Raw genomic sequence first — 20888 nt, forward strand, 5'->3', positions numbered from 1 at the left:
GGACGCACCGTGCAGGACGAAGCCATCTACCGCTGCATCAACACCGCCTGCGCACGCGGCATGCCGCGCCGCGTGCAGTACTGCCCGTATTGCGGGACGGCCCAGCAGGCAGGCGCACCGCCGCCGCCGCAGGACGATGGACATGTACGCCGCGGTGCCGCCGATAACGTTACAACTGCCGCTGCCGCGACAGCCGGGGCGGAGGCCGTCGCCGGATTGTCGGGCTGGTCGGATGCGCCGGATACCGTGCAGGAGGTGCCGCCGCCGAAGCCGAAGCCGACGCCGTCCGCGACGGCCTTCGGCCACGGCGGCCGCCCGGTCGAGGCCAATACCGCGCCGCCGCCGGAGCGGGGCCGCGGCATCCCGTGGTCGCCGCACCCGACGCCGCCGCCTGCGCCGGCACCGGCGGGCCGCCAGCCGATCCGCCTGCGCTGGTGGATCGTCGCGCTGGCCGTGCTGTGGGGCGTGTGGCTGTGGGCGAAGCCGTCGGCGAAGAAGATCGACAAGCGCATCGACGGCGCCATCGCGCTGGCGCAGGCCTGCCAGGGCAAGCAGGCGCAGGCCGAGCTGATCGCGCTGCGCAGCAGCCGCGCCACGCCGCAGCAGCTGGAACGCCTGCAGCGCGAACTGAATGAAGCCTCCAGCGCGTGCACGCGCAAGCGCCAGCGCGCGAGTGCGTGGGCGGAGGCGCGCGGCCCGATCGAATCTTCGCTGGAATCGGGCAGCGTCGAGCGGGCGCGCACGCGCCTGCAGGCGTTCACGAAGCGCTGGGGCGAGGACGACAACACGCGCGCGCTCAAGGCGCGCATCGATGCCGCGCGCGCCGAGCATCCGCTGGCTATTCCGCCAGACGCGCAGTAACGGGAGTCACGCGTTGCGTGTGAATCCGTCCTCGCTCCAGGCTTCGCTGCCCACGCCGTGGCGCACGAAGAACAGGCCGTCCGGATCGTACCTGCGCTTGACCTGCGCGAGCCGCGGATAGTTGGCGCCCCAGAAGGCGTCCTGCCAGCCGGCCTGGAAGTAATCGCTTTCGGAGACGTACGCACCGGCCCGCGGCGCCACCGCGAGCAGCGCGTCCATCGCCCGGCCGATCGCCTGCGCGCGGGCGCGTCCGCGGACCGTATCGACGGCGCCGCCGGGCATGCCGGGGAAGCGCGGCCCGTCGCCGCCCGCGATGATCGCCAGCGCGAACGCGTCCAGCACGGCGGGGTTGGTCGCGGTGGCGCGCGCCGCGTCGATGTCCGCCTGCGGCGCGCCGGCCAGGCCCTTGTTGAAGTGCAGGCCCACGCTCCAGTGCCGGCTCGCCTGGAACAGCGCCTCGGCAAGGCCGGCCTGGCGTGTCGGATCGAGCAGCCCGGCCGGCAGCCACGCCGACTTGTAGCCGTGGATGAACCAGCCCTCCTGGTCCGTGTCGCCTTTCCAGATCACGTGATGCGCGGGCGCGCCCGGACGCGGGTCGGCGACCATGAAGCCGGGCGCGTGTTCGCGGAAGAACGCCGCGTCCCACATATGCCGTGCGGGCAGGGCCAGCACCTGGAACGGCTTCTCGAACGAGTAGCCCGGATGCGCGCGCAGCCAGTCGAGCAGCGGCGCCCACGTGCGTGCGGCGCCGGCTTCGTCGAGATCCTGGAACACCATCGAGACGTCGACGGTGTTGTCGCCGTGGATGCCGATCTGCTCGCCCCAGTGCGGATTGAACAGGTCCCTCGCATAGAACTCCACCAGCTTGCCGACCAGCGCGCGGAACGCGGCATCGTCGGCCGCGCGCACCTTGCAGAAGACGGCGCCGAACGTGGCCGGCAGCTCGCGCGTGCGCAAGGTGAGGCGCGTGACGATGCCCACGCTGCCGCCACCGCCGCCTTTCAATGCCCAGAACAGGTCCGCGTTCGTGCAGGCGTTGGCGATGCGGACCTGGCCGTCGGCCGTCACGACTTCCGCCTCCAGCAGGCCGGCCGCCGCCGTGCCGTAGCGCTTGGAAAAGCTGCCGAAGCCGCCGCTCTGCACGAGCCCCGCCACGCCGACGGTCGTGCAGCCGCCGCCCTGGACATAGCGGCCGGCGCGCGTCGTCACCGCATCGTAGGCGTCGATCCACATCGCGCCCGCGCCCACCGTGACGGCCGGCTGCGGCGCCGTCCCGCAGTTGCGCGCGACGAACGCGGGTTCCAACCGCACGTCGTTCATGTGCCGGGTCCAGACGAGCAGCGAATCGGGCGCGTCGGACGTGCCCTGGTAACTGTGGCCGCCGCCCTTGACGACGAGGCGCAGATCGTGGGTGCGCGCGAAGTTCACGGCCGCGACGACGTCGGCCGGCGTGCGCGCCGCGACGGCATACGCGCTGGGCTGCGAGGACCAGGCGTCCAGCCAGCCGCTCGTGTGCGTGAAGTTCGGCTGGTCGCCCATCTCGAAACCGTTTTTCAGCCGCGCCAGCGCGGCCGCGCAGGAGGGCGCATCCGCACCGGCGGCGCAGCCGGCGAACGGCGCGTCGAGCTTGACGAGCCGGCCGCCCACGCTGCGTTTCAGGTCGTCCCACGCGGCGGCGGATGGCCACAGGGGATCGCCCGGGCGCACGCGCCGGCGCAGCGGTGCGGCGGTCGTGACGCCCGCGAATGCGAACGGCAGCGTCGCCGCGGCCTTGAGAAGGAATCGTCGTTTCACGGTGTCTCCTGACTGGATCGAATGCCGGTCAGGCTACGCCGGCGTGCACGCGCGGGCGAGCGGAATGTGGCGAACCGGGAGACGGCCGGGGTGAACCGGACGTCAGGCCGCCGCCTTCGGCAATCCGAACACGAGGTCGAACGCCCAGTTGAACGCGAAGCTGTAGAGGACGAAGAACACGACGAGGCCGATGTCGAGCAGGAAGGCGTCGACGAGCGACGTGTCCAGCGCCCACGCGAACATCGGGACGATGGCGAGCACGAGACCGCCCTCGAAGCCGATGGCGTGGACGACGCGGCGCAGCAGGCTGCGGCCGCGCTTGGCCTGGCGCGCTTCCCACGCTTCGAACAGCGTGTTGTAGACGAGGTTCCAGGCGACGGCCGTCGCCGACGCGAGGACGGCGGCGATGCCGGCGGCGCCCGCGTCGTGGTCGGCGAGCCCGGCCAGGCCGGCCGTCGTGCTCGCGATGGCGATGGCTTCGTACAGTGTGACGTAGACGATCTTGCGTTTGATGCCTTGCATGGTTTTTGCTCTTTCCAATCTCGATGGCGTAAGGATATGTCGGTCAAGTTGATGTATAAAGTCAGAATCTTTCAACTTTATTGACAGGTCATGGCATTCACCAGCGACAGCGTGCGCATCTTCCTGGCCGTGCTCGACCACGGCTCCTTCTCGGCGGCGGCCCGCGCGCTGGGACGCGTGCCGTCGGCCGTCAGCATGGCCATCGCCCAGCTCGAAGCGGAGCTTGATCTGGTCCTGTTCGACCGGTCGGGACGCGACCCGCGCCCGACGGACGCCGCGCGGGCGCTGGAGCCGCGCGCGCGCCACGTCGCCAGCGAAATGCGGCGGCTGCAGGCGGACGCGCTCGCGCTGCACGGCGGGCTGGAACGGCGGTTGACATTAGCCGTCGTGCCGGAACTGATCGCGGGCCGCTGGAGCGCGCCGCTGGCCGTGCTGGCGCGCGAATTCCCGTCGCTCGAAGTGGAAGTGCTGTCGGCGCCGCAGGCGGACGCGCTGCGCCTGCTGCACGACGGGAGCGTGCAGCTTGCCCTCGTGTTCGAGCGCGAGCGGCTGGACGACCGCGAGGCGTTCCAGGAAGTGGGCAGCGAACTGCTCGTCGCGGTGGTGGCGCCCGGCCATCCGTTGCTGACGGGCGGCGCGCCGCGGCTGGAAGACCTGATCGACCAGCGCCAGGTCGTCGTCGCGGGCCGCGATGGCGCGGGCAGGGATCCGCGCTTCGTGCACGCGCGCGACGTGTGGCGCGTCGACAACTACCTCGCCACCCTGAACCTCGTGCAGGCGGGCCTCGGCTGGGCGTATCTGCCGCGCGCGCTCGCGCAACCGCTGGTGGCGGCCGGGAGCCTCGTGGAGATCGGCTTCGACAACATCAGCAACGCGCTGCGCCTGTGGGTCGACGTCGTGTGGTCGCGCGAGCGACCGCTGGGCCTCGGTGCGCGGCGCTACGTGGACCTGATGCGCGAGGACTGGCGGATGTCATAGCGGGGTCATATTGCGTCCTTATCGTGTTGCGATTTCAATCACGCACGAAGGGACACACAGATGATCGGATCGAACGGCCGGACCCTCGGCGCCGTCGCAGTGGCCAGCCTGCTCGCCGGCTGCAGCGCCACGCATATCGACGAAGCGACGAAGGACGACTACGTGAAATATGCGTGGGTCGTGATGGGCGACGGCGGCAAGCCGGTCGCGCGCGCGGCCACGACGTACGGCACGTGCCCCGTGATCACGGTCGACGGCGGCGACACGCGCATGACCCTGCGCGCCGCCGCCGGCACGCCGGCGCAGCGCACGACCGCCAGCGCCGCCGCCGACTCGAAACCGTCCGCGTTCCCGCTCAACGTGTGCGAAGCGGCCGTGGCGGCGGATGCGAAAGAGGCGCACGTCGGCAGCAGGGCGCTGCCGCTGCCGAAGGCGGCGCCGCAACGCATCGTCATCCTGGCCGACACGGGCTGCCGTTTGAAAAAGGCCGACAACGCCTGGCAGTCGTGCAACGACGCCGACGCATGGCCGCTCGCGCAGATCGCCGCCACGGCCGCGAAGCTGCGGCCGGACCTCGTCATGCACATCGGCGATTACCATTACCGCGAAAACGCCTGCCCGTCCGACATTGCCGGCTGCAAGGACAGCCCGTGGGGCTATGGCTGGGACACGTGGGAAGCGGACCTGTTCAAGCCGGCCGCGCCGCTGCTGGCCGCGGCGCCGTGGATCGTCGTGCGCGGCAACCACGAGGAATGCGCGCGCGCCGGCCAGGGCTGGTTCCGCCTGCTCGACACGCAGGCCTACAGCGCGAAGCGCACCTGCGACGATCCGGCCAACGACGCTGCCGCCAACTACACCGCGCCGTATGCCGTGCCGCTCGGGAGCGACACGCAGGTGATCGTGTTCGATTCCGCCAAGGCCGGCAAGGCGGCGCTCGCGACGAACGATCCGCAATTCCTCACGTACCAGGACGAATTCAGGACGGTCGCCCAGCTGGCCGGCAAGGCGAAGACGACGAGCCTGTTCGTCAACCACCACCCGATCCTCGGCTACGCGCCGATCGCGGGCGGCGCGCCGGCGGGCGGCAATGCGGCGCTGCTGTCGGTGATGCAGCAGCTGAACGCGACCGCGTACTATCCGGCCGGCGTATCGCTCGCAATCCACGGCCACGTGCACGACTTCCAGGCGATCAGCTTCGCATCCAATCATCCTGCCACGTTCGTGAGCGGGAACGGCGGCGACAACCTCGACGTCGCGCTGCCCGACCCATTTCCCGCCAACCTGCCGCCGGCGCCAGGCGTGACGGTCGACCGCATCACGCACGGCAATACGTTCGGCTTCATGCTGATGGAACGCGCGGGCAGCGGCTGGACGTACAAGGCCTACACGAAGACGGGCACCTTGATGGCCACGTGCGCGCTGGCCAACAACCGCCTCAATTGCGACAAGGCGGGCTTCCTTGCTGGGTAAGTCATTCATCGTCGCAAGCGTGCTGGCGGCATCCACCGCATTCGCCGGCACGCCACAACTGCCCGCGATGCCCGGCGTGGCCGGCCCGTTCTCGCCCGCGCCCGCGCGCGTGGCGCTGGGCCAGCAGGTGTTCTTCGACACGCGCCTGTCCGAGCCGGCCGGCACGAGCTGCGCCAGCTGCCACGATCCCGCGCAGGGTTTCGCGGGCAACCACGGCTCGCGCATCGGCGTGGCGCTGGGCAGCAGGCCGGACCTCGTCGGCAGGCGCAACGTGCCGTCGGCGCTGTACGCCGCGTACGTGCCGCCGCTGTTCTTCTACCAGGACGACGACGCACTCGCGCCCACGCCGTTCGGCGGCCTGTTCACGGACGGCCGCGTGGACACCGTCGCGGAACTGGTGCGCCATCCGCTGCTCGATCCGCTCGAGATGCACAACCGGAGCGAGGCCGACATCGCCCGCAAGCTGCGCGCCGCGCCGTACGCGGACGGTTTCAGACAGGCCTTCGGCCCGGCCGTATTCAGGACGACGGCCAGCACCCTGGCGGCCCTGGGCGCCGCGATGGACGCCTTCCTGCAAAGCCGCGACATGTCGCCGTTCTCGTCGCGCTACGACGCCTGGGTGCAGGGAAAGGCGACACTCACGCCGCAGGAACTGCGCGGGCTAAAACTGTTCAAGGACCCGGACCGCGGCAACTGCGCGAGCTGCCACGAGTTCAACGAGACGTCGACCAACCCGGCCCGCTCGCTGTTCACGGACTTCGGCTACGACGCCCTCGCCGTGCCGCGCAACCGGGCCATTCCCGCCAACCGCGACCCGCGCCATTTCGACGAGGGCTTGTGCGCGACGGGGCGTGCAAAAGGCTGGAAAGAGCCCGGGCAGTGGTGCGGCTACTTCCGCACGCCGAGCCTGCGCAACGTGGCCGCGCGCGAGCGCTATATGCACAACGGCGTCTTCTCCGACCTGCGCGACGCCGTCGCGTTCTACGCCACCCGCTCGATCGAGCCTGAACGCTGGTACCGGAACGGCCGTCCGTTCGACGATGTGGCGCCGCGCCACCTCGGCAACGTCAACGTGGCCACCATGCCGTACAACCGCCGCAAGGGGATGAAGCCGGCGCTCGACGATGCGGACATCGACGCCATCGTCGCGTTCCTGCGCACGCTGACGGATGCGCCGTTCGAAGCGTCCGCCGCGGCGCGTGGCGCAGGTGTATATTCGGCAACAAAGGAGGGTGCAAGATGAATCGGATATCCATCATCGGCGCGCTGCTGGCGGGCTGTCTCCTGGCGGCGTGCAACCGTGGCACGGACGGCGTGGGCCCTGCCCAGCAGGCCGGCAAGGCCATCGATGACGCGGGCGCGCGGGCGCAGGCGAAGGTCGACGCGGCCGGCGCGCGCGTGCAGGAGAAGCTCGACCACGTGAACGAGAAGATCGACCGGATCAACGAGAAGGTGGAGGACAAGGTCCAGGCCCAGGTCCAGAAAGCCGACCAGGCCGTGCGCGAGGCGCGCGAGGGCGCGAAGGAAGCGACGGAGCGGGTCGGGCAGAAGGTCGAGGAGGCCGGGGAGAAGATGCAGCAGGCGGCTAAGTGACCTGACCGTCGTTCCCGCGGAAGCGGGAACCCATACCGAGCAACCGGATTCGGTGCGTCGGAAACACCGCGGTATTCTTGACGCCGGGCTTCGGAGACTCGGCATGGGTCCCCGCTTTCGCGAGGACGACGAGGCTCAAGACGCCATTCGTAATTCCGGCACGTGCCCCGTCACGATCGCCAGGTCCACGAGCCCCGCGCGCCACGCCTTTTCGATGTCGTTCTCGACCTCGTCCAGCGCCGCCGGAGCGAGGCCGGACACGCCGCGCACGCCGTACGCGCGGTTGCGGCCGTGGCCCTTGGCCAGGTACAGCGCCATGTCGACGATGTTGATCGCGCGTTCCCACGACAGCGCCATGCCCGGCACGAGCGGGAACGGCGCGAAGCCGATCGATACGTTCACGGAGAGGCGCGTGCCCTGGTAGTCGATCGTGCGTGCCGGGATGCCGGCCAGCAGGCGGCGCGCCACCTCGTCGAGGCTGTCCCTCGGCACGGCCGGCAGGAAGGCGAGGAATTCCTCGCCGCCCCAGCGCACGATCATGTCGGTCTCGCGCAGGATCTCGCGCAGCGCGTCCGCGATCTCGCGCAGCACGGCGTCGCCGGCGCCGTGGCCGTACGTGTCGTTGATGTGCTTGAAGTGGTCGACGTCGAGCAGGAACATCGCGCTGACCATGTCCTCGCCGCTCGTGCCCGCACCCCGACGCTCGATGTCCTGGTACGAGCGCATGAATTCCTGGAAGTGGCGGCGGTTGTACAGCGCCGTCAGCGGGTCGCGCGCGCTCTGCTGCTTGAGTTCATGGTTCTTGACCTCGAGCTGGGCGTTGGCGTGCCGCACCTTGCGGTACAGGATGCCGACAATGACCGACGCGAGCGCGAACACGAGCGCCAGCAGCCACCAGATGCGCTGCTGCAGGCGGCGGTTGTCGATCTCGGTCGACTTGACCTGGTTTTCCTGGCGCAGCATCTCGATCTGGCGCTGGCGCTTGTCGGCCTCGTATTTTTCCTGCAGCTCCATCATCGCCTTCTGGCGGCGCGTCTCGAACAATTCGTTCGACAGCGCGCGCTCGCGGTGATACGCGGCCAGCGCGCCGGGCAGGTCGCCGGCGCGTTCCAGCGCGTCGCCGTATTCGACGAGGACACCCTGCTGGTCGGGCTTGTTGCCGGAGCGCTGGTACCAGTCCATGCCCTGCTCGATGTGCTTCTTGCCCTCGGCCAGGCGGCCCATGCCGAGATAGGCCTGGCCGACGTTGACGCGGGCCGTGGCGGCGAGGGCGTCGTCGTGCAGCTTCTGCGCCTGCTCCAGCGCCTGCTGGGCGTACGCGAGCGCGCGGCGCCAGTCCTGCTGCTTCAGGTACGAGTCGGCCAGGTTGACGAGCGTGTTGGCGATCATCGCGTCGGCGCCGATGCGGCGTTCCAGCGCGAGCGCCGACAGCAGGGCCGTCGTGCCCCGTCCCATGTCGCCGCTGTTGGCGGCAAGGATGTATTCCGTCGTCTTGAAGATCGCCAGGCGGCCCGGCGAATCGATCGCCTCCGCCAGCTGTTCCGCTTCGCCGATCGCCTCGAACCCCTTGTCGAATTCGCGCATCTGGTTGTACAGGTAGGCCAGCGACTTGAGCGCGACGGCGATCTGCAGCTTGTTGCCGCTCTGGCGCGCGAGCGTCACGGCGCCCTGCATCTTGGTCAGCGCGACGGGGAAGTTGCCTTCCTCGGCGAACGATTCGCCCGAGGAGATCTGCACGAGGATGCGCAGGTCGACGTCGGTGCTGGCGGCGGCGAGGCGTTCGGCTTCCCACACCAGCTGGTGCGACTGGCTCATTTCGTTCAGGCCGAACAGGGCATACGCCTTGGAGAGCAGGGCGCGCGCGACGAGGCTGTCGTCGTGCACCTGGCGGCCCAGTTGCAGTGCCTGTTCGCACAGCTGGACGGCTTCCACGTGCTTGCCGAGGCGGTGGCTCAGATCGCAGGACAGCGTGAGCAGGCGGGCGTATTCGGCGGGCGTGCGGCGCGCCTGGGCGTCCAGGCCTGCCAGCAGCGGCACCGCGCGCTGGGGCGTGACGCGGATGATTTCCCCGAGTTCGGCAAAGCGCGCACGCACAGGCTCTTCCGGCACATCGGCGGCCAGCGTGCTTCCGGAAACGACCAATAGCAGAGCCAGCAGCGCACGGCTGCGGCGGTGCTGCGCTGCACGGTATAGACCTGCCAACATGCCTCCCCGAGGAAGTGTAGTCCCTTAATTTAGGACATCTGCGTACGCGATTATAGGCTCTTGCAATTGAGAAAGATCAATTAATGGAACGATTGTGCGTAAAAAATACAGGTTTCGTATCCAAAAAGCCGCGCCGTCACAAAAATAGTGTTTAACTAATAAAGTTTCTACGGCGTCAACGATATCGGGAAAGCAAAGGGCGCGGTCAAACGCTCAGTTGTTGCAGCAAATACAGTCGCTGGTACAGGCCGCCTTCAATGCGCATCAGGTCGTCGTGGCTGCCCGATTCGCTGATACGGCCGTGGTTCAGCACGACGATGCGGTCGGCGTCGCGGATCGTCGACAGCCGGTGCGCGATGGCGATGATCGTGACCTGGCCGCGCAACTCGTCCAGCGCCTGCTGCACGATCTGCTCCGTCTGGCTGTCGATGCGCGACGTGGCCTCGTCCAGCAGCAGGATGCGCGGCCGGCCGGCGAGGGCGCGCGCGATCGCGATCAGCTGCTTCTGGCCGGACGACAGGCGCGAGCCGCCTTCGCCCAGCGACGTGTCGTAGCCCTGTTCCAGCCGCGCGATGAACTCGTGCGCATGCGCGGCGCGCGCGGCCGCCTCGATGGCTGCCTGCGACAGGCCGCGGCCCATGTCGATGTTCTCGCGTGCCGACGCCGCCAGCAGGAACGGATCCTGCGGCACGAGGCCGACCTCCGCGCGGAAGCGCTCGTTGCCGATCGTCGCCAGCGGTTCGCCGAACAGGGTGATGGTGCCTTGCTCGACATTGTAGTAGCGCAGCAGCAGCGACAGCAGCGTCGACTTGCCGCTGCCCGTGTGGCCGACGATGCCGAAGAACGCGCCCTGCGGGATGTCCAGCGACAGGTCGTGCAGCACGGTCTGGCCTGCCGCGTAGCCGAAGGAGAGGTCGCGCACGCGCACGGCGGGGACGTCGGCCGCCACGGGCTTGCGTGCGGAGGTGACGCGGCCGGCCTGGTGCTCCGCGGCGCCCGCTTCGTCGAGCAGCGCGGCCACGCGCGCCGTGGCGACGACGGCCTGCTGCAGGCCCGAGAACTGCATCGTGATCTGGATGAGCGGTTCCACAACGCGCGCGATGTAGCTGATGAACGCGTACAGCACGCCCACTTCGACGGCATTCATGCTGCGCTGGCCGAAGCTGTAGATGACGACGGCCAGCAGGACCACGTTGAGGAAATCGAGCGCGGGCCGCAGCAGGAAGGCGTTGGCGCGCAGCTCGGCCACGCGGGCCGTGTAGTGTTGGTCGTTGGTGTGGGCGAAGCGCTGGCCGAAGCGGTGCTGCGCATTGTTCGCCTGCAGCACGCTCATGCCGCCGATGGATTCCGCCATCTGGCCGTTGATGTCGCTGCGCAGCGCGCGCGCGCGCGTGACCGCCGGCGCGGACAGCCGCTGGTACAGCCACACGATGCCCAGGACGGCCGGCACGAGCGCCAGCACGATCACCATCAGGCGCCAGTCCAGCCACGCCATCGCGATGGACGTGCCGACGAGGACAATGCTGGAATCGAGGATCACGAACAGCACCTGGATGTACAGGGTTTTCACCGCCTCGGTGTCGTTGGTGACGCGGCTCACGAGCTGGCCCGTGATGGCGCGGTCGAAGAACGCCATCGGCAGGCGCAGCACGTGGCCGTAGACCCATTCGCGCAGGCGCTGCACGGCGCGCATCGCCATGCCGGACAGGCGCACGAGCTGCAGGAAGCGCAGCCACGACGCGGCCCATCCCGTGACGACGACGCCGGCCAGCAGCCACCCCATGCGCGTCCAGTCCAGGTGGTGCGGCAGCAGGTGGTCGTCGATCAGCTTCTTGCCCAGCAGGGGACCGACCACTTCCAGGCCGGCCGCGAGGATCAGCCACAGCGTGGCCCAGCCGAGGTGGGCGCGGTCCGGATGGGCGGCGCGGCGCAGCAGGCTCGCCGCCTGGCGCGCCTGCGCCGCAGTCACACTCTTGATCGCGCTCTTTTTGACGTCTTCAGATGGCATCGAGGCTGGCCTCCAGTTGCTGGTAGCGCCACTGGCTGGCGTACCAGCCGTCCAGGGCGAGCAGTTCGTCGTGCGTGCCGCGCTCCACGATACGGCCTTCGCGCAACACGACGATCAGGTCCGCGTTCACGACGGCCGACAGGCGGTGACTCGCGATGATGGCCGACAGTTCCGGGCGTTCGCGCCGCACGTCGTTCAAATGGTCGAGGATGTTCGTTTCCGTGCCCGTGTCGACGGCGGACAGCGCGTCGTCGAGCAGCAGCAGGGCGCTGTCGGCCAGCAGCGCGCGCGCGATCGCCACGCGCTGGCGCTGCCCGCCCGACAGCGTGATGCCCTTTTCGCCGACGGGCGTGTCGTAGCCGTCCGGGAAGCGGAGGATGTCGTCGTGGATCGCGGCCATCTTCGCCGCCTGCTCGATCTCCGCGCGCGCTGCGCCCGGGCGGCCGAGGGCGATGTTTTCCGCGATCGACGCGGAGAACAGGAACGATTCCTGCGGCACCCAGCTGATGTGCGCGCGGAGGGTCGCGAGCGTGTATTCGTCGAGTGCATGGCCGCCCCACGTGACACGGCCGTGCTGCGGCGTGGCCTGGCGCAGCAGCACGCGCAGCAAGGTGGATTTGCCCGCGCCGGTGGCGCCCACGAGGCCCAGCGTCTTGCCAGGTTCCAGGCGCAGCGAGACGTCGTCCAGCGCGGGGCGCGCGTCGTCGCTGTAATGGAAGCGGACGTGGTCCAGCACGAGCGGCCCGCGCGCGAGCGTCTCCAGCGTCCCGCGGTCGTCGACGGTCAGCGGCGCATCGAGCAGCGGCTGCAGGCGCGCGAGGGCGGCGCGTCCGCGTTCGATCAGCGACAGCACCCAGCCCGCGGCGAACATCGGCCAGATCAGCTGGCCGAGGTACATGGTAAAACTGGTGAGACTGCCGATCGTGATCTGGCCCTGCCACACGAGATAGCCGCCGAGGCCCAGCGTGAGGCCGGTGGCGGCGGTGAGCGTGAGGCCGACGGCCGGTTCGTACGCCGCTTCCCATTTTTGCGCCGCGAGGCTCGCGTCGGCGGCGCGCACGGCCAGTTGCGCGAACTGGTCGGCGCTGCGCTGTTCCAGGCCGAGGGCGCGCAGGGTGCGCACGCCGGACAGCGTCTCCTGCACGTGGTCGTTCAGCGCGGAGAAGCGCTTCAGCGAATCCGTGGACGCCGTGTGGATGTGGCTCGAGATGCGCCAGAACGCCAGCGCCATCAACGGGAACGGCAGCAGGGCGATCGTCGTCAGGCGCCAGTCCACGCCGAGGAACATGATGCCCAGCACCATGACGAGCGTGAGCGTGCCGTCGAAGCCGGCCAGCATCGCTTCGCCGGCCGCCTGCTCGATGGCGTCGATGTCGTTGGTGCCGAGCGCCATCAGGTCGCCCGTGCGCTGGCGCTGGAAGAAGGCGGGGCCTTGCGCGGACAGGCGGTCGTACAACTTCGTGCGCAGTTCCACGCCGAGCCGGTACGACGCGGAATACAGGCGCAGGCGCCATGCCACGCGCAGGCCGTAGATCGCGAGGCCGAGGCCGAGCAGTTGCGCGATCTGGATGAGCAGGTCATGGCCGCCGAGGCGGTGCGCGGCGAGGCCGTCGATCATCGCGCCGACCTTGCGCGGCACGAGCACGGTGCACAGCGCCACGCCGAACAGCATCACCGCCGACGATGCGTACGAACGCCAGTGCCGGCGCACGAAGCCGCCGATCAGCTTTGCCAAACCCATTGAAGATCCTGTTCTTGTTGTTGGTGAGTGAAAAAGAAAAAGCGGGCCAAGGCCCGCTAATTTACTAGGTTTGCCACCTGTTTGCAGGCAGCCGTGCGATGGGGTTGGTGGGCACGGCGTGCCCACCGGCTTACCTACTTCTTGCGCTGCGAGCGCGAGGTCTTGCCGCCGTGGGTCACGACGCGCAGCGGCGGCGTGCTCTCGGTCGGGGTGACGATCGGCAGTTCCACGTGCGGACCGGCTTCCAGCGGCACGGTCGATGCGACCGGATGCTCGGCGGCGGCCGGTTTCGGTGCGACCTTGTTCAGCGCTTTCGCGAGCGGCTTGGCCCTGGCGGGCGGCACCTCGTCGGCGATGGCCGTTTCGACCGGATCGGCGGCCGGCGCTTCCGGTTGCGCGGACACCGCCTCGGTCACGGTGGTCGTGAGCGGTTCGGCTGCCTGCGGCTCGGTCTGCGGCTCGGCCTGCGGCGCCGCCGCTTCTTCGGCGCGGCTGATGGCTTGGGCGCCCGCGTCCAGCGCCGCTTCGGCCATGGCGCAGCCGGTATCGACGGCGGCGCTGACGATCTCGCTGTTCACCGTGGCCGCGTCGGCCGTCGCGATGGCTGCCTGTTCCATGAACTGCGACATGGACGTCGGGATATTCGCAGTGGGGGCGGGCACCAGCTGCAGCGGTTGCTGCGTGCTCCAGCCGCGCTCGTGCGTGCCGGCGGCAATGCCCAGCAGCTCGCGGCCGTAGGAAAAGAATTGCTGCCACTGGCCCTGGGCCGTGGTGCCGATGGCCAGGAAATCACGCGGGTTGGTAATTTCGAGCAATTGCTTGAAGGTTCCCGTAGCTTGTTCGACCGACGCGCGGGAGGTCTTCATGTTGAGCGCAATCAGCTGTTCGGCGCTGTCGAGTGCGCGCTGGCTCAATGCCCGGAACACGTCGAGCTGTGCTTCCCATTGGGACTTGCGGACGGCGGACAACTGTTCGGAGAATGAAGTCATCTGGGTTCCTTGTCTTTCAGGTTGTAACCATTCGGTTTATGACGCACTGCAATAAGTCTAGTGTAAAGGGGTTCATGCGGGATGAAAAGGGAATTCTATGTTGTTTTTACAAGGAAATCTTGCGGTGCAGCATTGAGGTTTGATATATATCATTGACAAGATGATCAGCGTGGTAATCTGATGAGGTCCCAACCATCAGGAGCCCCGCGCATGGATCTCGTTCTCCGCAACGCCACCCTGGCCAATGGCCGCACGGTCGACATCGCCATCGCGGGCGGCACCATCGCTGCCGTCGAGCCCGCCTTGCCGCAACGTGGCGCGCGCGAGATCGACGTCGGCGGCGACCTCGTGACGCCGCCGTTTGTCGACGCCCATTTCCACATGGACGCGACGCTCAGCTATGGCCTGCCGCGCGTGAACGAATCGGGCACTTTGCTGGAAGGCATTGCGCTGTGGGGCGAACTGAAGCCGCAACTGGCGCAGGAGGCGCTCGTCGAACGGGCATTGCAGTATTGCGACTGGGCCGTGGCGCGCGGCCTGCTGGCGATCCGCAGCCACGTCGACGTGTGCGACGACCGCCTGCTGGCCGTGGAAGCGCTGCTCGACGTCAAACGCCGCGTGGCACCTTACATCGATTTGCAACTCGTTGCGTTCCCGCAGGACGGCCTGCTGCGCAGCAAGACCGCATTCGACAATCTCAAGCGCGCCATCCGGATGGGCGTGGACGTCGTCGGCGGCATCCCGCATTTCGAACGGACCATGGCCGACGGCGCCGAGTCCGTGCGCCTGCTGTGCGAATTCGCGGCGGAGCAGGGGCTGATGGTCGACATGCATTGTGACGAAAGCGATGATCCCCTGTCGCGCCATATCGAGACCCTTGCCGCAGAGACGCTGCGCCTGGGCTTGCAGGGCAGGGTCGCCGGTTCGCACCTCACGTCGATGCATTCGATGGACAACTATTATGTGAGCAAGCTGCTGCCGCTGATGGCGGAATCCGGCGTCGCCGCCATCGCGAATCCCCTCATCAACATCACCCTGCAGGGCCGCCACGACACATACCCGAAACGGCGGGGCATGACGCGCGTGCCGGAATTGCTGGCGGCCGGCGTGCCGGTGGCGTTCGGCCACGATTGCGTGATGGACCCGTGGTACGGCCTCGGGTCCGGCGACATGCTGGAAGTCGCGCACATGGGGCTGCACGTCGCGCAGATGACGGGCCAGGCCGCGATGCGACTGTGCTTCCAGGCCGTCACGGAGACCCCCGCGCGCATCCTTGGCCTGCAGGGCTATGGCATCGCGCCGGGCTGCCGCGCGGACCTCGTCTGGCTCGATGCGGGCGACCCCGTCGAGGCCATCCGCCTGCGCGCCGCGCGCCGGCTCGTGCTGCGTGCCGGCGAGGTGATCAGCGAGGCGCCGGCGGCGCGCGCGAGCCTGCGCCTGCCGGGCCGTCCGGCGTCGATTGATTTCCGATTGGAACGATTGAGGCGGGCGGGGCAGTAACGGGCGGCACCAATTCTTTCCTACCTTTATTTAGCGGAAATTTTCTACGTCCCCTTACCGGATCGGCATCCGTGCAGCCGAATCCCAAGGTAGAATCTTGCGCTTTCGATACGTCCCAGCAGGTCACGCAGTGAAAGATATCCAGATTCGTCCAGCTACTGAAACTGATTTCAATGCTATGTGGACCATTTTCCAGGCGCACGCGGCCGAGGGCGAAACCTATGCCCAGGACGCGGGCACGAGTCGCGAAGACACCTACGATTACTGGTTCGCACCCGAGGCGTCGACCTATGTCGCGGTGCGCGGCGAGGAGCGGATCCTCGGGATGTACAAGCTGGAGCCGAACCACGTGGGACGCGGGGCGCACGTCGCCAATGCGTCGTACATGGTCAGTCCGAACGCGCAGGGCGTCGGCGTGGGTCATTTGCTCGGCGAGCACAGCATCGGCGAGGCGCGGCGCAAGGGCTACCTGGCGATGCAGTTCAACTTCGTCGTCAGCACGAACAATCCCGCGATCCACTTGTGGAAGCGGCTCGGCTTTTCCATCGTCGGCACCTTGCCGAAAGCGTACCGCCATCGCCGGCTCGGCTATGTCGATGCGTACGTGATGTACAAGCTGCTCGAAGACCCCGCGCGCTGGCCGCTGCCGGAAGAAGACTGATGCCGCTGGATATCCTCGCGACCCCGCGCCTGCGCCTGCGCACCGCCGACCGCGACGACGCCGACTTCTATCTCGCGCTCGTCAACGATCGCGGCTTCCTGGAGCATATCGGCGACCGCGGCATCCGCACGCGCGAGGACGCGGTCCAGGCCCTGCTCGACGGCCCGATCGCGATGCAGGACGTGCGCGGCCATTCGCTGTACGTCGTCGAACTGAAGGACAGCGGCACGCCCATCGGCATGTGCGGCCTGATCAAGCGCGAGACGCTGGACGGCGTCGACATCGGCTATGCCTACCTGGCGCGTTACTGCGGCCGCGGCTATGCGTACGAGGCCGGCATGGCCGTGCTGGCGCTCGCGCCCGCGCTGGGCCTCAAGCGCGTGCTGGCCATCACGTCGCCCAACAACCTCGCGTCCAACGGCCTGCTGCGCAAGATGGGCATGCGGTACGAACGGTTCGTCCACCTCGTGCCGGGCGACGCCGGCAGCAATTTATACAGCATGGAATTCTGACGCCGGTCACTGCCGGGTCGAACCCCACGGGAAGAACCAGGTCAGCGGCTTGTCCACGCGCGCGGCCCACGACGCCTCGTTGTGGCGCCCGCCCTCGGCCTTGTAGAACATCAGGTCGTCCGTTTCGCGATAACCCTTGGCCAGCATGGCGTCGCGCATCTTCGTCGTGTCGTCCAGGCCGTCGTCGCGCGTGCCGGCGTCGAGGTAGAACTTCACGGGCACGCGGTCCGGCACCTTCGCCAGCAGCGCCCCGTTGTTCCACCAGAACGAGCTGGAGACGCCGCCCGCCTTCGAGAAGATGCCCGGATGGCGCTGCGCGATCAGCACCGAGGCGATGCCGCCCAGCGACGAGCCCATGATCGCCGTCGTGTCCTTGCCGGGCAAGGTGCGGTACGTGCGGTCGACGTACGGCTTCACCGTCTCGACGATGAACGCGTCGTAGGCATTCAGCTTGCCCCCGCCGTATTTCGGATCGCAGCAGGGCGTGTATTCGGGGATGCGTTCCGGCGTGTTGTCGATGCCGACGACGATCACCTCGTCCATCACGCCCGTCGCCACGAGACGGTTGATCGTCTCGTCGATGCCCCATTCGACGCCATACGATGCCGTCTTCGCATCGAACAGGTTCTGGCCGTCGTGCATGTACAGCACGGGGTAGCGCTTCGCCGCGTTCTCGCCGTAGCTGGGCGGGAGATAGATGCGCAGCGCGCGCTTGTTGTCCAGTTGCGGCGACGCGAAATCCTTCACGATCGTCACCTTGCCGAACGGCGGACCGAAGAACGGGTAGATGTCGACCGTGCCGCCCGCCGCCAGCTTGTACACGCCGCCGATCGACACCTTGTCCGCGCCCAGCGTGGGCTTCATCTGGATGTCGCCCAGCGCGTCCGGCCACGTGAACGTCCATACGTTCAGCGGGCCGCCTTCCGGCTTCGCGGGCACGCCCTGCGACCAGCCGGCGGCGCCCTTGTCGGCGCGGACCTGGATGGTGTCCTTGCCGGCCGCGTAGTGGATGCGCACGGTGGTGGCGTGGGCCTGCGCCAGCAGCATGGTCGCGGCGGCCGCGATTGCGATTCGTTTCATCATTTCGTTCCGTTGGTGCGCAGCAGCCGCACGCCGTAGACGTCGAAGCGGTTCGACGGGCCGTCGACGCCGCCGGCCGCGCTGAAGCTGCGGTTGCTGTCCAGATAACTCATGTTGTAGAAGTCGCTCATCTCGATCCGGTACGCGACGTTCGCCTTCAGGCGCGCAGCCAGCGGGGTCGAATACACGGTCGGCGTGTTCGCCTTCTCGATGCGCGCGTGCGGCAGTTGCACGACGCCTTGCGCGACGATGCGTCCCGACTCATCCTTGAGCGCCAGCCATTTTACGCCACCGCTGATGCCCAGGTTGATCTGGTTGGCGCCGTTGTGATAGCGGACCTGCACGGCGTAGTCGCCCGCCTGCGGAACGCGCACGGCGCGCACGTCGAGGCGGTCGGCCGGCCGGCCCCAGTTGGCGAGATGCGCTTCGGCGAAGCGCGCATTGCCCGGTGCGATGGCCACGCTGGCATGCACACGCGGGTCGGTGGCGGCGATCGCCACGCTGGGGCCTGCGCAGCGCGGTACGCTGTGGTGGCTGCGGTTGCCGGACGACGTGTATTGCGCTTCGGCGGCGTAGCATGCTGCGGCGCTGTTCTCGCGGTCAGTCCATGTGCCGGCGTTGAGATTCGATGCGACCAGCTTGCCGTCGCGGTAGACGTTGTAGGTGATGCCCGTCTGCCGGTCGGCCGGCACGATCGTCACCGTCGTGGCCGCGCCTGCGCGCGCGACGCCATCGATACGCGGCTCGCGCGGACCGAACACGGTCGGCGTTTCCGCGTACGGATCGGCGCTCACGCGGCGGATGGCCGTGGCGCCGTCGACCAGCTTGCCCAGCTGGACCTCGATGTCGCTGTGTGCATCCAGCGCGCTCCACGGGATGCTGCTGCCGGCCGGTTTGCCGTCGACGAGGATGCGCTCGACGGCGTAATAACCGCTGGTGCCGGGCGCCGGTACGGGCGGCAGCCGCAGCTTGACGTTGACGGCGCGGCCCTGCAAACGCAGGTTGTACAGCGCGATGCTGTCGCCGGCCGCGAACACGCCGCCGCGCAGCTTCGCCGTCACGAACGGCTTCACCTCGATGCCCTCACGTGTCGTGGAGACGCCGAACACGTCGCGGATCACCATGCCGAGATAGGCGCCGACGGACCACAGCTGGCGCTTCGAATTGATGACGGGGCCGATCAGGTTCGGATGCGCCTCGTCCAGCAGCAGCGGCTGGCCGGACAGCCACTCCAGGTTTTCCATGTTCGACATATTGAGTGCCGCACCCCGCATCAGCGTGTCGTATGCGGCATCGGCTACCGCGACGTTGCCGCCCGCGATCGCGGCGCGCAGGCCGTACGCGGTGACGAACGGCCACATCGCGCGGTTGTGGTAGACCGGCAGGTCCTGCTGCTGTGGCCAGATGACGGGCGCGCCCATCGGGCCGTGCGGATAATTGGCCAGGATTTTCCGTGCGCGGGTGCCGTCCGCGATGCCGGTGACGATCGCGAGCGACTGTCCCAGCCAGTCGAACTTGTGCAGCGGCGCGCCGTCGAAGTGCGCGGCCGTGAGGCTGCTGTACATGCCGGCGTCGTCCAGCCACAGGTGCGTGTTGATCGCGCGCTTCAGGTCGCGCGCCCACCCCTCGTAGCGCGAGGCACGCGTTTTATCCCCTTGTTCCCGGGCCAGTTGCGCGGCGAGCGTCAGCGCCTTGTAGTGGCCGACGTTGGTCGACAGCGCTTTGCTGCTGGCCATCGATGCCAGGTCGTCGGTGATCCATGTCGCGTACGTCTGGTCGCGCCAGTCGAGGAACGATTCCTCGCCCGTGTACAGGCCCGTCGTCTTGTCGAACGCGGCGATACGGTCGTTCTCGATCGTGTTCGCCAGCGCCTGCAGCGCTGTCGTCGCGAACGCCGCGCGCTCGCCAGCCGGCAGCGTCTTGAGGACTTCTTCGGCCGCGAAGGCCCACGTGATGCGGTCCGTGCTGACGGGCCAGCTGCCGCCGCTGCCCGTGTCCTGCACGATCTGCAGGCCGTCGGGCGAGCCCGCGACCTGCGGCGCCTTCGTCACACCGGCGCGCCAGCCGGACAGTTTGAATAGAAGCGAATTGCGCACGCGCTGCGGGTCGAGCATGGCGAGACCGAGATCGGCCGCATACGACAGGTCGCGCGTCCACACGTAATGCCACTTTTCGCCCGTCTCGAAGCAGTCGCACGGGATCGCGGCGCCGCCGTTGTAGTTCCCGTCGCGGATCTCCTTCACGGAATCCAGCTTCATCTCGTGGCCGGCCAGCGCGAACAGCGCGTCGAACGCGAGGTTGCCGCTGCGGACGACGGGCAGCGCCGCGTCTTCCTCGTACGTCGTCGCTTGCGGGCCTGGGTCGCGCAACTGCATCGTCGTCGAATGCGCATAGCTGCGCAGCGGCGCCTGCGGATCGCGCACGGAAAAGCGCGCCGATTCTTCCTTGCCGTCCCACGTGGGGAAGGTCAGCGTGGCCGTCGCGCCGGCGCCCACGTGCGGGTCCGTTGCCGCCGCGGGCGCGGGCGTCTCGACCTGCGTCACCGTCAGCACGGGGCGCTTCGGATCCGACACGTCGACGCGGAAGCGGAACGTAGTCGTCTTCTTCGTGAACAGATAGTCTTCCGGGCCCGCTTCGGTCGCGAGCGGATAGGCGTCGCGCAGCTTGATGCCGACGCTGGCGGCCGGATTCGCGACCCATTCCGCGGCCCAGTCCTTGCTGCCGATCTTGAAGGCGTGGTTGCCGGGGCTGACGAGGATGTCGGCCTGATAAATCCCTTTGCCCTGATGGACCAGGACGTTGTCCGTGCCCCAGCCGTTGAAGGCGCCGCGCACGTAGATGTCGTAGCGCAGCGGCGGGGCTTCGGCCGCGATGGCGGCGACGGATTGGGCGAAGAGGGCGGCGGCGAGGAAGGTGGTTTTCATCGTTTGTGAGGATCGCTGAAGCGTTTCTCGTCATTCCCTCGAAGGCGGGA

16 protein-coding genes are annotated in these 20888 nt (G+C 68.3%); 8 read left to right on the forward strand and 8 right to left on the reverse strand.

The features are described 5' to 3' along the window. Positions 1–9 precede the first annotated feature (9 nt). The gene (locus tag QPK29_RS13070) at positions 10–861 is read left to right on the forward strand and encodes a hypothetical protein (protein ID WP_371769072.1); all 852 of its coding nucleotides are present in this window, start codon (positions 10–12) and stop codon (positions 859–861) included. 6 nt (positions 862–867) lie between these two features. Here the strand turns inward: QPK29_RS13070 and QPK29_RS13075 are convergent, their stop codons facing one another. Both QPK29_RS13075 and QPK29_RS13080 read right to left on the reverse strand, forming a co-directional pair. Next, positions 868–2655 (reverse strand): FAD-binding protein, encoded by a 1788-nt coding sequence (locus QPK29_RS13075; protein ID WP_371769073.1) that lies wholly within the window; start codon positions 2653–2655, stop codon positions 868–870. Between the two features lie 102 nt (positions 2656–2757). Next, positions 2758–3177 carry a PACE efflux transporter gene (locus QPK29_RS13080; RefSeq protein WP_056130482.1) on the reverse strand — a complete coding sequence of 140 codons (420 nt, stop codon included), beginning with the start codon at positions 3175–3177 and terminating at the stop codon, positions 2758–2760. 90 nt (positions 3178–3267) lie between these two features. Here QPK29_RS13080 and QPK29_RS13085 point away from each other — a divergent pair, with 90 nt between their 5' ends. The 4 genes from QPK29_RS13085 to QPK29_RS13100 are packed head-to-tail and all read left to right on the forward strand — an operon-like array spanning position 3268 to position 7218. Further along, positions 3268–4155 carry a LysR family transcriptional regulator gene (locus tag QPK29_RS13085; protein WP_371769074.1) on the forward strand — a complete coding sequence of 296 codons (888 nt, stop codon included), beginning with the start codon at positions 3268–3270 and terminating at the stop codon, positions 4153–4155. Between the two features lie 60 nt (positions 4156–4215). After that, the gene (locus tag QPK29_RS13090) at positions 4216–5625 is read left to right on the forward strand and encodes a metallophosphoesterase family protein (protein WP_056130488.1); all 1410 of its coding nucleotides are present in this window, start codon (positions 4216–4218) and stop codon (positions 5623–5625) included. After that, positions 5615–6868, forward strand: coding sequence for a cytochrome-c peroxidase (locus QPK29_RS13095; protein WP_371769075.1), 1254 nt, complete (start codon positions 5615–5617; stop codon positions 6866–6868). Before QPK29_RS13090 ends, QPK29_RS13095 begins: the two co-directional genes overlap by 11 nt. Continuing rightward, a complete protein-coding gene (locus tag QPK29_RS13100) occupies positions 6865–7218 on the forward strand; it encodes a hypothetical protein (RefSeq protein ID WP_371769076.1) in 354 nt (117 codons plus the stop codon). Before QPK29_RS13095 ends, QPK29_RS13100 begins: the two co-directional genes overlap by 4 nt. Before the next feature lie 135 nt (positions 7219–7353). Here the strand turns inward: QPK29_RS13100 and QPK29_RS13105 are convergent, their stop codons facing one another. The 4 genes from QPK29_RS13105 to QPK29_RS13120 all read right to left on the reverse strand — a co-directional run bounded on the left by QPK29_RS13105 (position 7354) and on the right by QPK29_RS13120 (position 14161). After that, entirely contained in the window at positions 7354–9423 is a 2070-nt protein-coding gene (locus tag QPK29_RS13105; RefSeq protein ID WP_371769077.1) for a tetratricopeptide repeat-containing diguanylate cyclase, read from the reverse strand. 205 nt (positions 9424–9628) lie between these two features. Further along, entirely contained in the window at positions 9629–11431 is a 1803-nt protein-coding gene (locus QPK29_RS13110) for an ABC transporter ATP-binding protein (protein WP_371769078.1), read from the reverse strand. Beyond that, entirely contained in the window at positions 11421–13172 is a 1752-nt protein-coding gene (locus QPK29_RS13115; protein ID WP_371769079.1) for an ABC transporter ATP-binding protein, read from the reverse strand. Before QPK29_RS13115 ends, QPK29_RS13110 begins: the two co-directional genes overlap by 11 nt. Positions 13173–13306: 134 nt before the next feature. Beyond that, positions 13307–14161, reverse strand: a complete 855-nt coding sequence (locus QPK29_RS13120) for a phasin family protein (protein WP_371769080.1) — start codon at positions 14159–14161, stop codon at positions 13307–13309. 210 nt (positions 14162–14371) lie between these two features. Here QPK29_RS13120 and QPK29_RS13125 point away from each other — a divergent pair, with 210 nt between their 5' ends. The 3 genes from QPK29_RS13125 (at position 14372) to QPK29_RS13135 (ending at position 16834) form a co-directional block, all read left to right on the forward strand. Continuing rightward, positions 14372–15661 carry an amidohydrolase family protein gene (locus QPK29_RS13125; protein WP_371769081.1) on the forward strand — a complete coding sequence of 430 codons (1290 nt, stop codon included), beginning with the start codon at positions 14372–14374 and terminating at the stop codon, positions 15659–15661. A 178-nt stretch (positions 15662–15839) separates the two neighbouring features. Further along, positions 15840–16322, forward strand: a complete 483-nt coding sequence (locus QPK29_RS13130) for a GNAT family N-acetyltransferase (RefSeq protein ID WP_371769082.1) — start codon at positions 15840–15842, stop codon at positions 16320–16322. Next, positions 16322–16834 carry a GNAT family N-acetyltransferase gene (locus QPK29_RS13135; protein WP_056130513.1) on the forward strand — a complete coding sequence of 171 codons (513 nt, stop codon included), beginning with the start codon at positions 16322–16324 and terminating at the stop codon, positions 16832–16834. Before QPK29_RS13130 ends, QPK29_RS13135 begins: the two co-directional genes overlap by 1 nt. Before the next feature lie 6 nt (positions 16835–16840). On the opposite strand, the gene QPK29_RS13140 is transcribed toward QPK29_RS13135, so the two are convergent. Together QPK29_RS13140 and QPK29_RS13145 are read right to left on the reverse strand one after the other, a co-directional pair. After that, the gene (locus QPK29_RS13140; protein WP_371769083.1) at positions 16841–17914 is read right to left on the reverse strand and encodes an alpha/beta hydrolase; all 1074 of its coding nucleotides are present in this window, start codon (positions 17912–17914) and stop codon (positions 16841–16843) included. Further along, complete coding sequence (locus tag QPK29_RS13145) at positions 17914–20838, reverse strand: MGH1-like glycoside hydrolase domain-containing protein (protein WP_371769084.1); 2925 nt, start codon at positions 20836–20838, stop codon at positions 17914–17916. The genes QPK29_RS13140 and QPK29_RS13145 overlap by 1 nt, the downstream gene beginning before the upstream one ends. Positions 20839–20888: the final 50 nt, after the last annotated feature.

Origin of the sequence: Massilia orientalis (assembly GCF_030411975.2) — a bacterium.
Classification (GTDB): Bacteria; Pseudomonadota; Gammaproteobacteria; order Burkholderiales; family Burkholderiaceae_D; genus Telluria; species Telluria orientalis.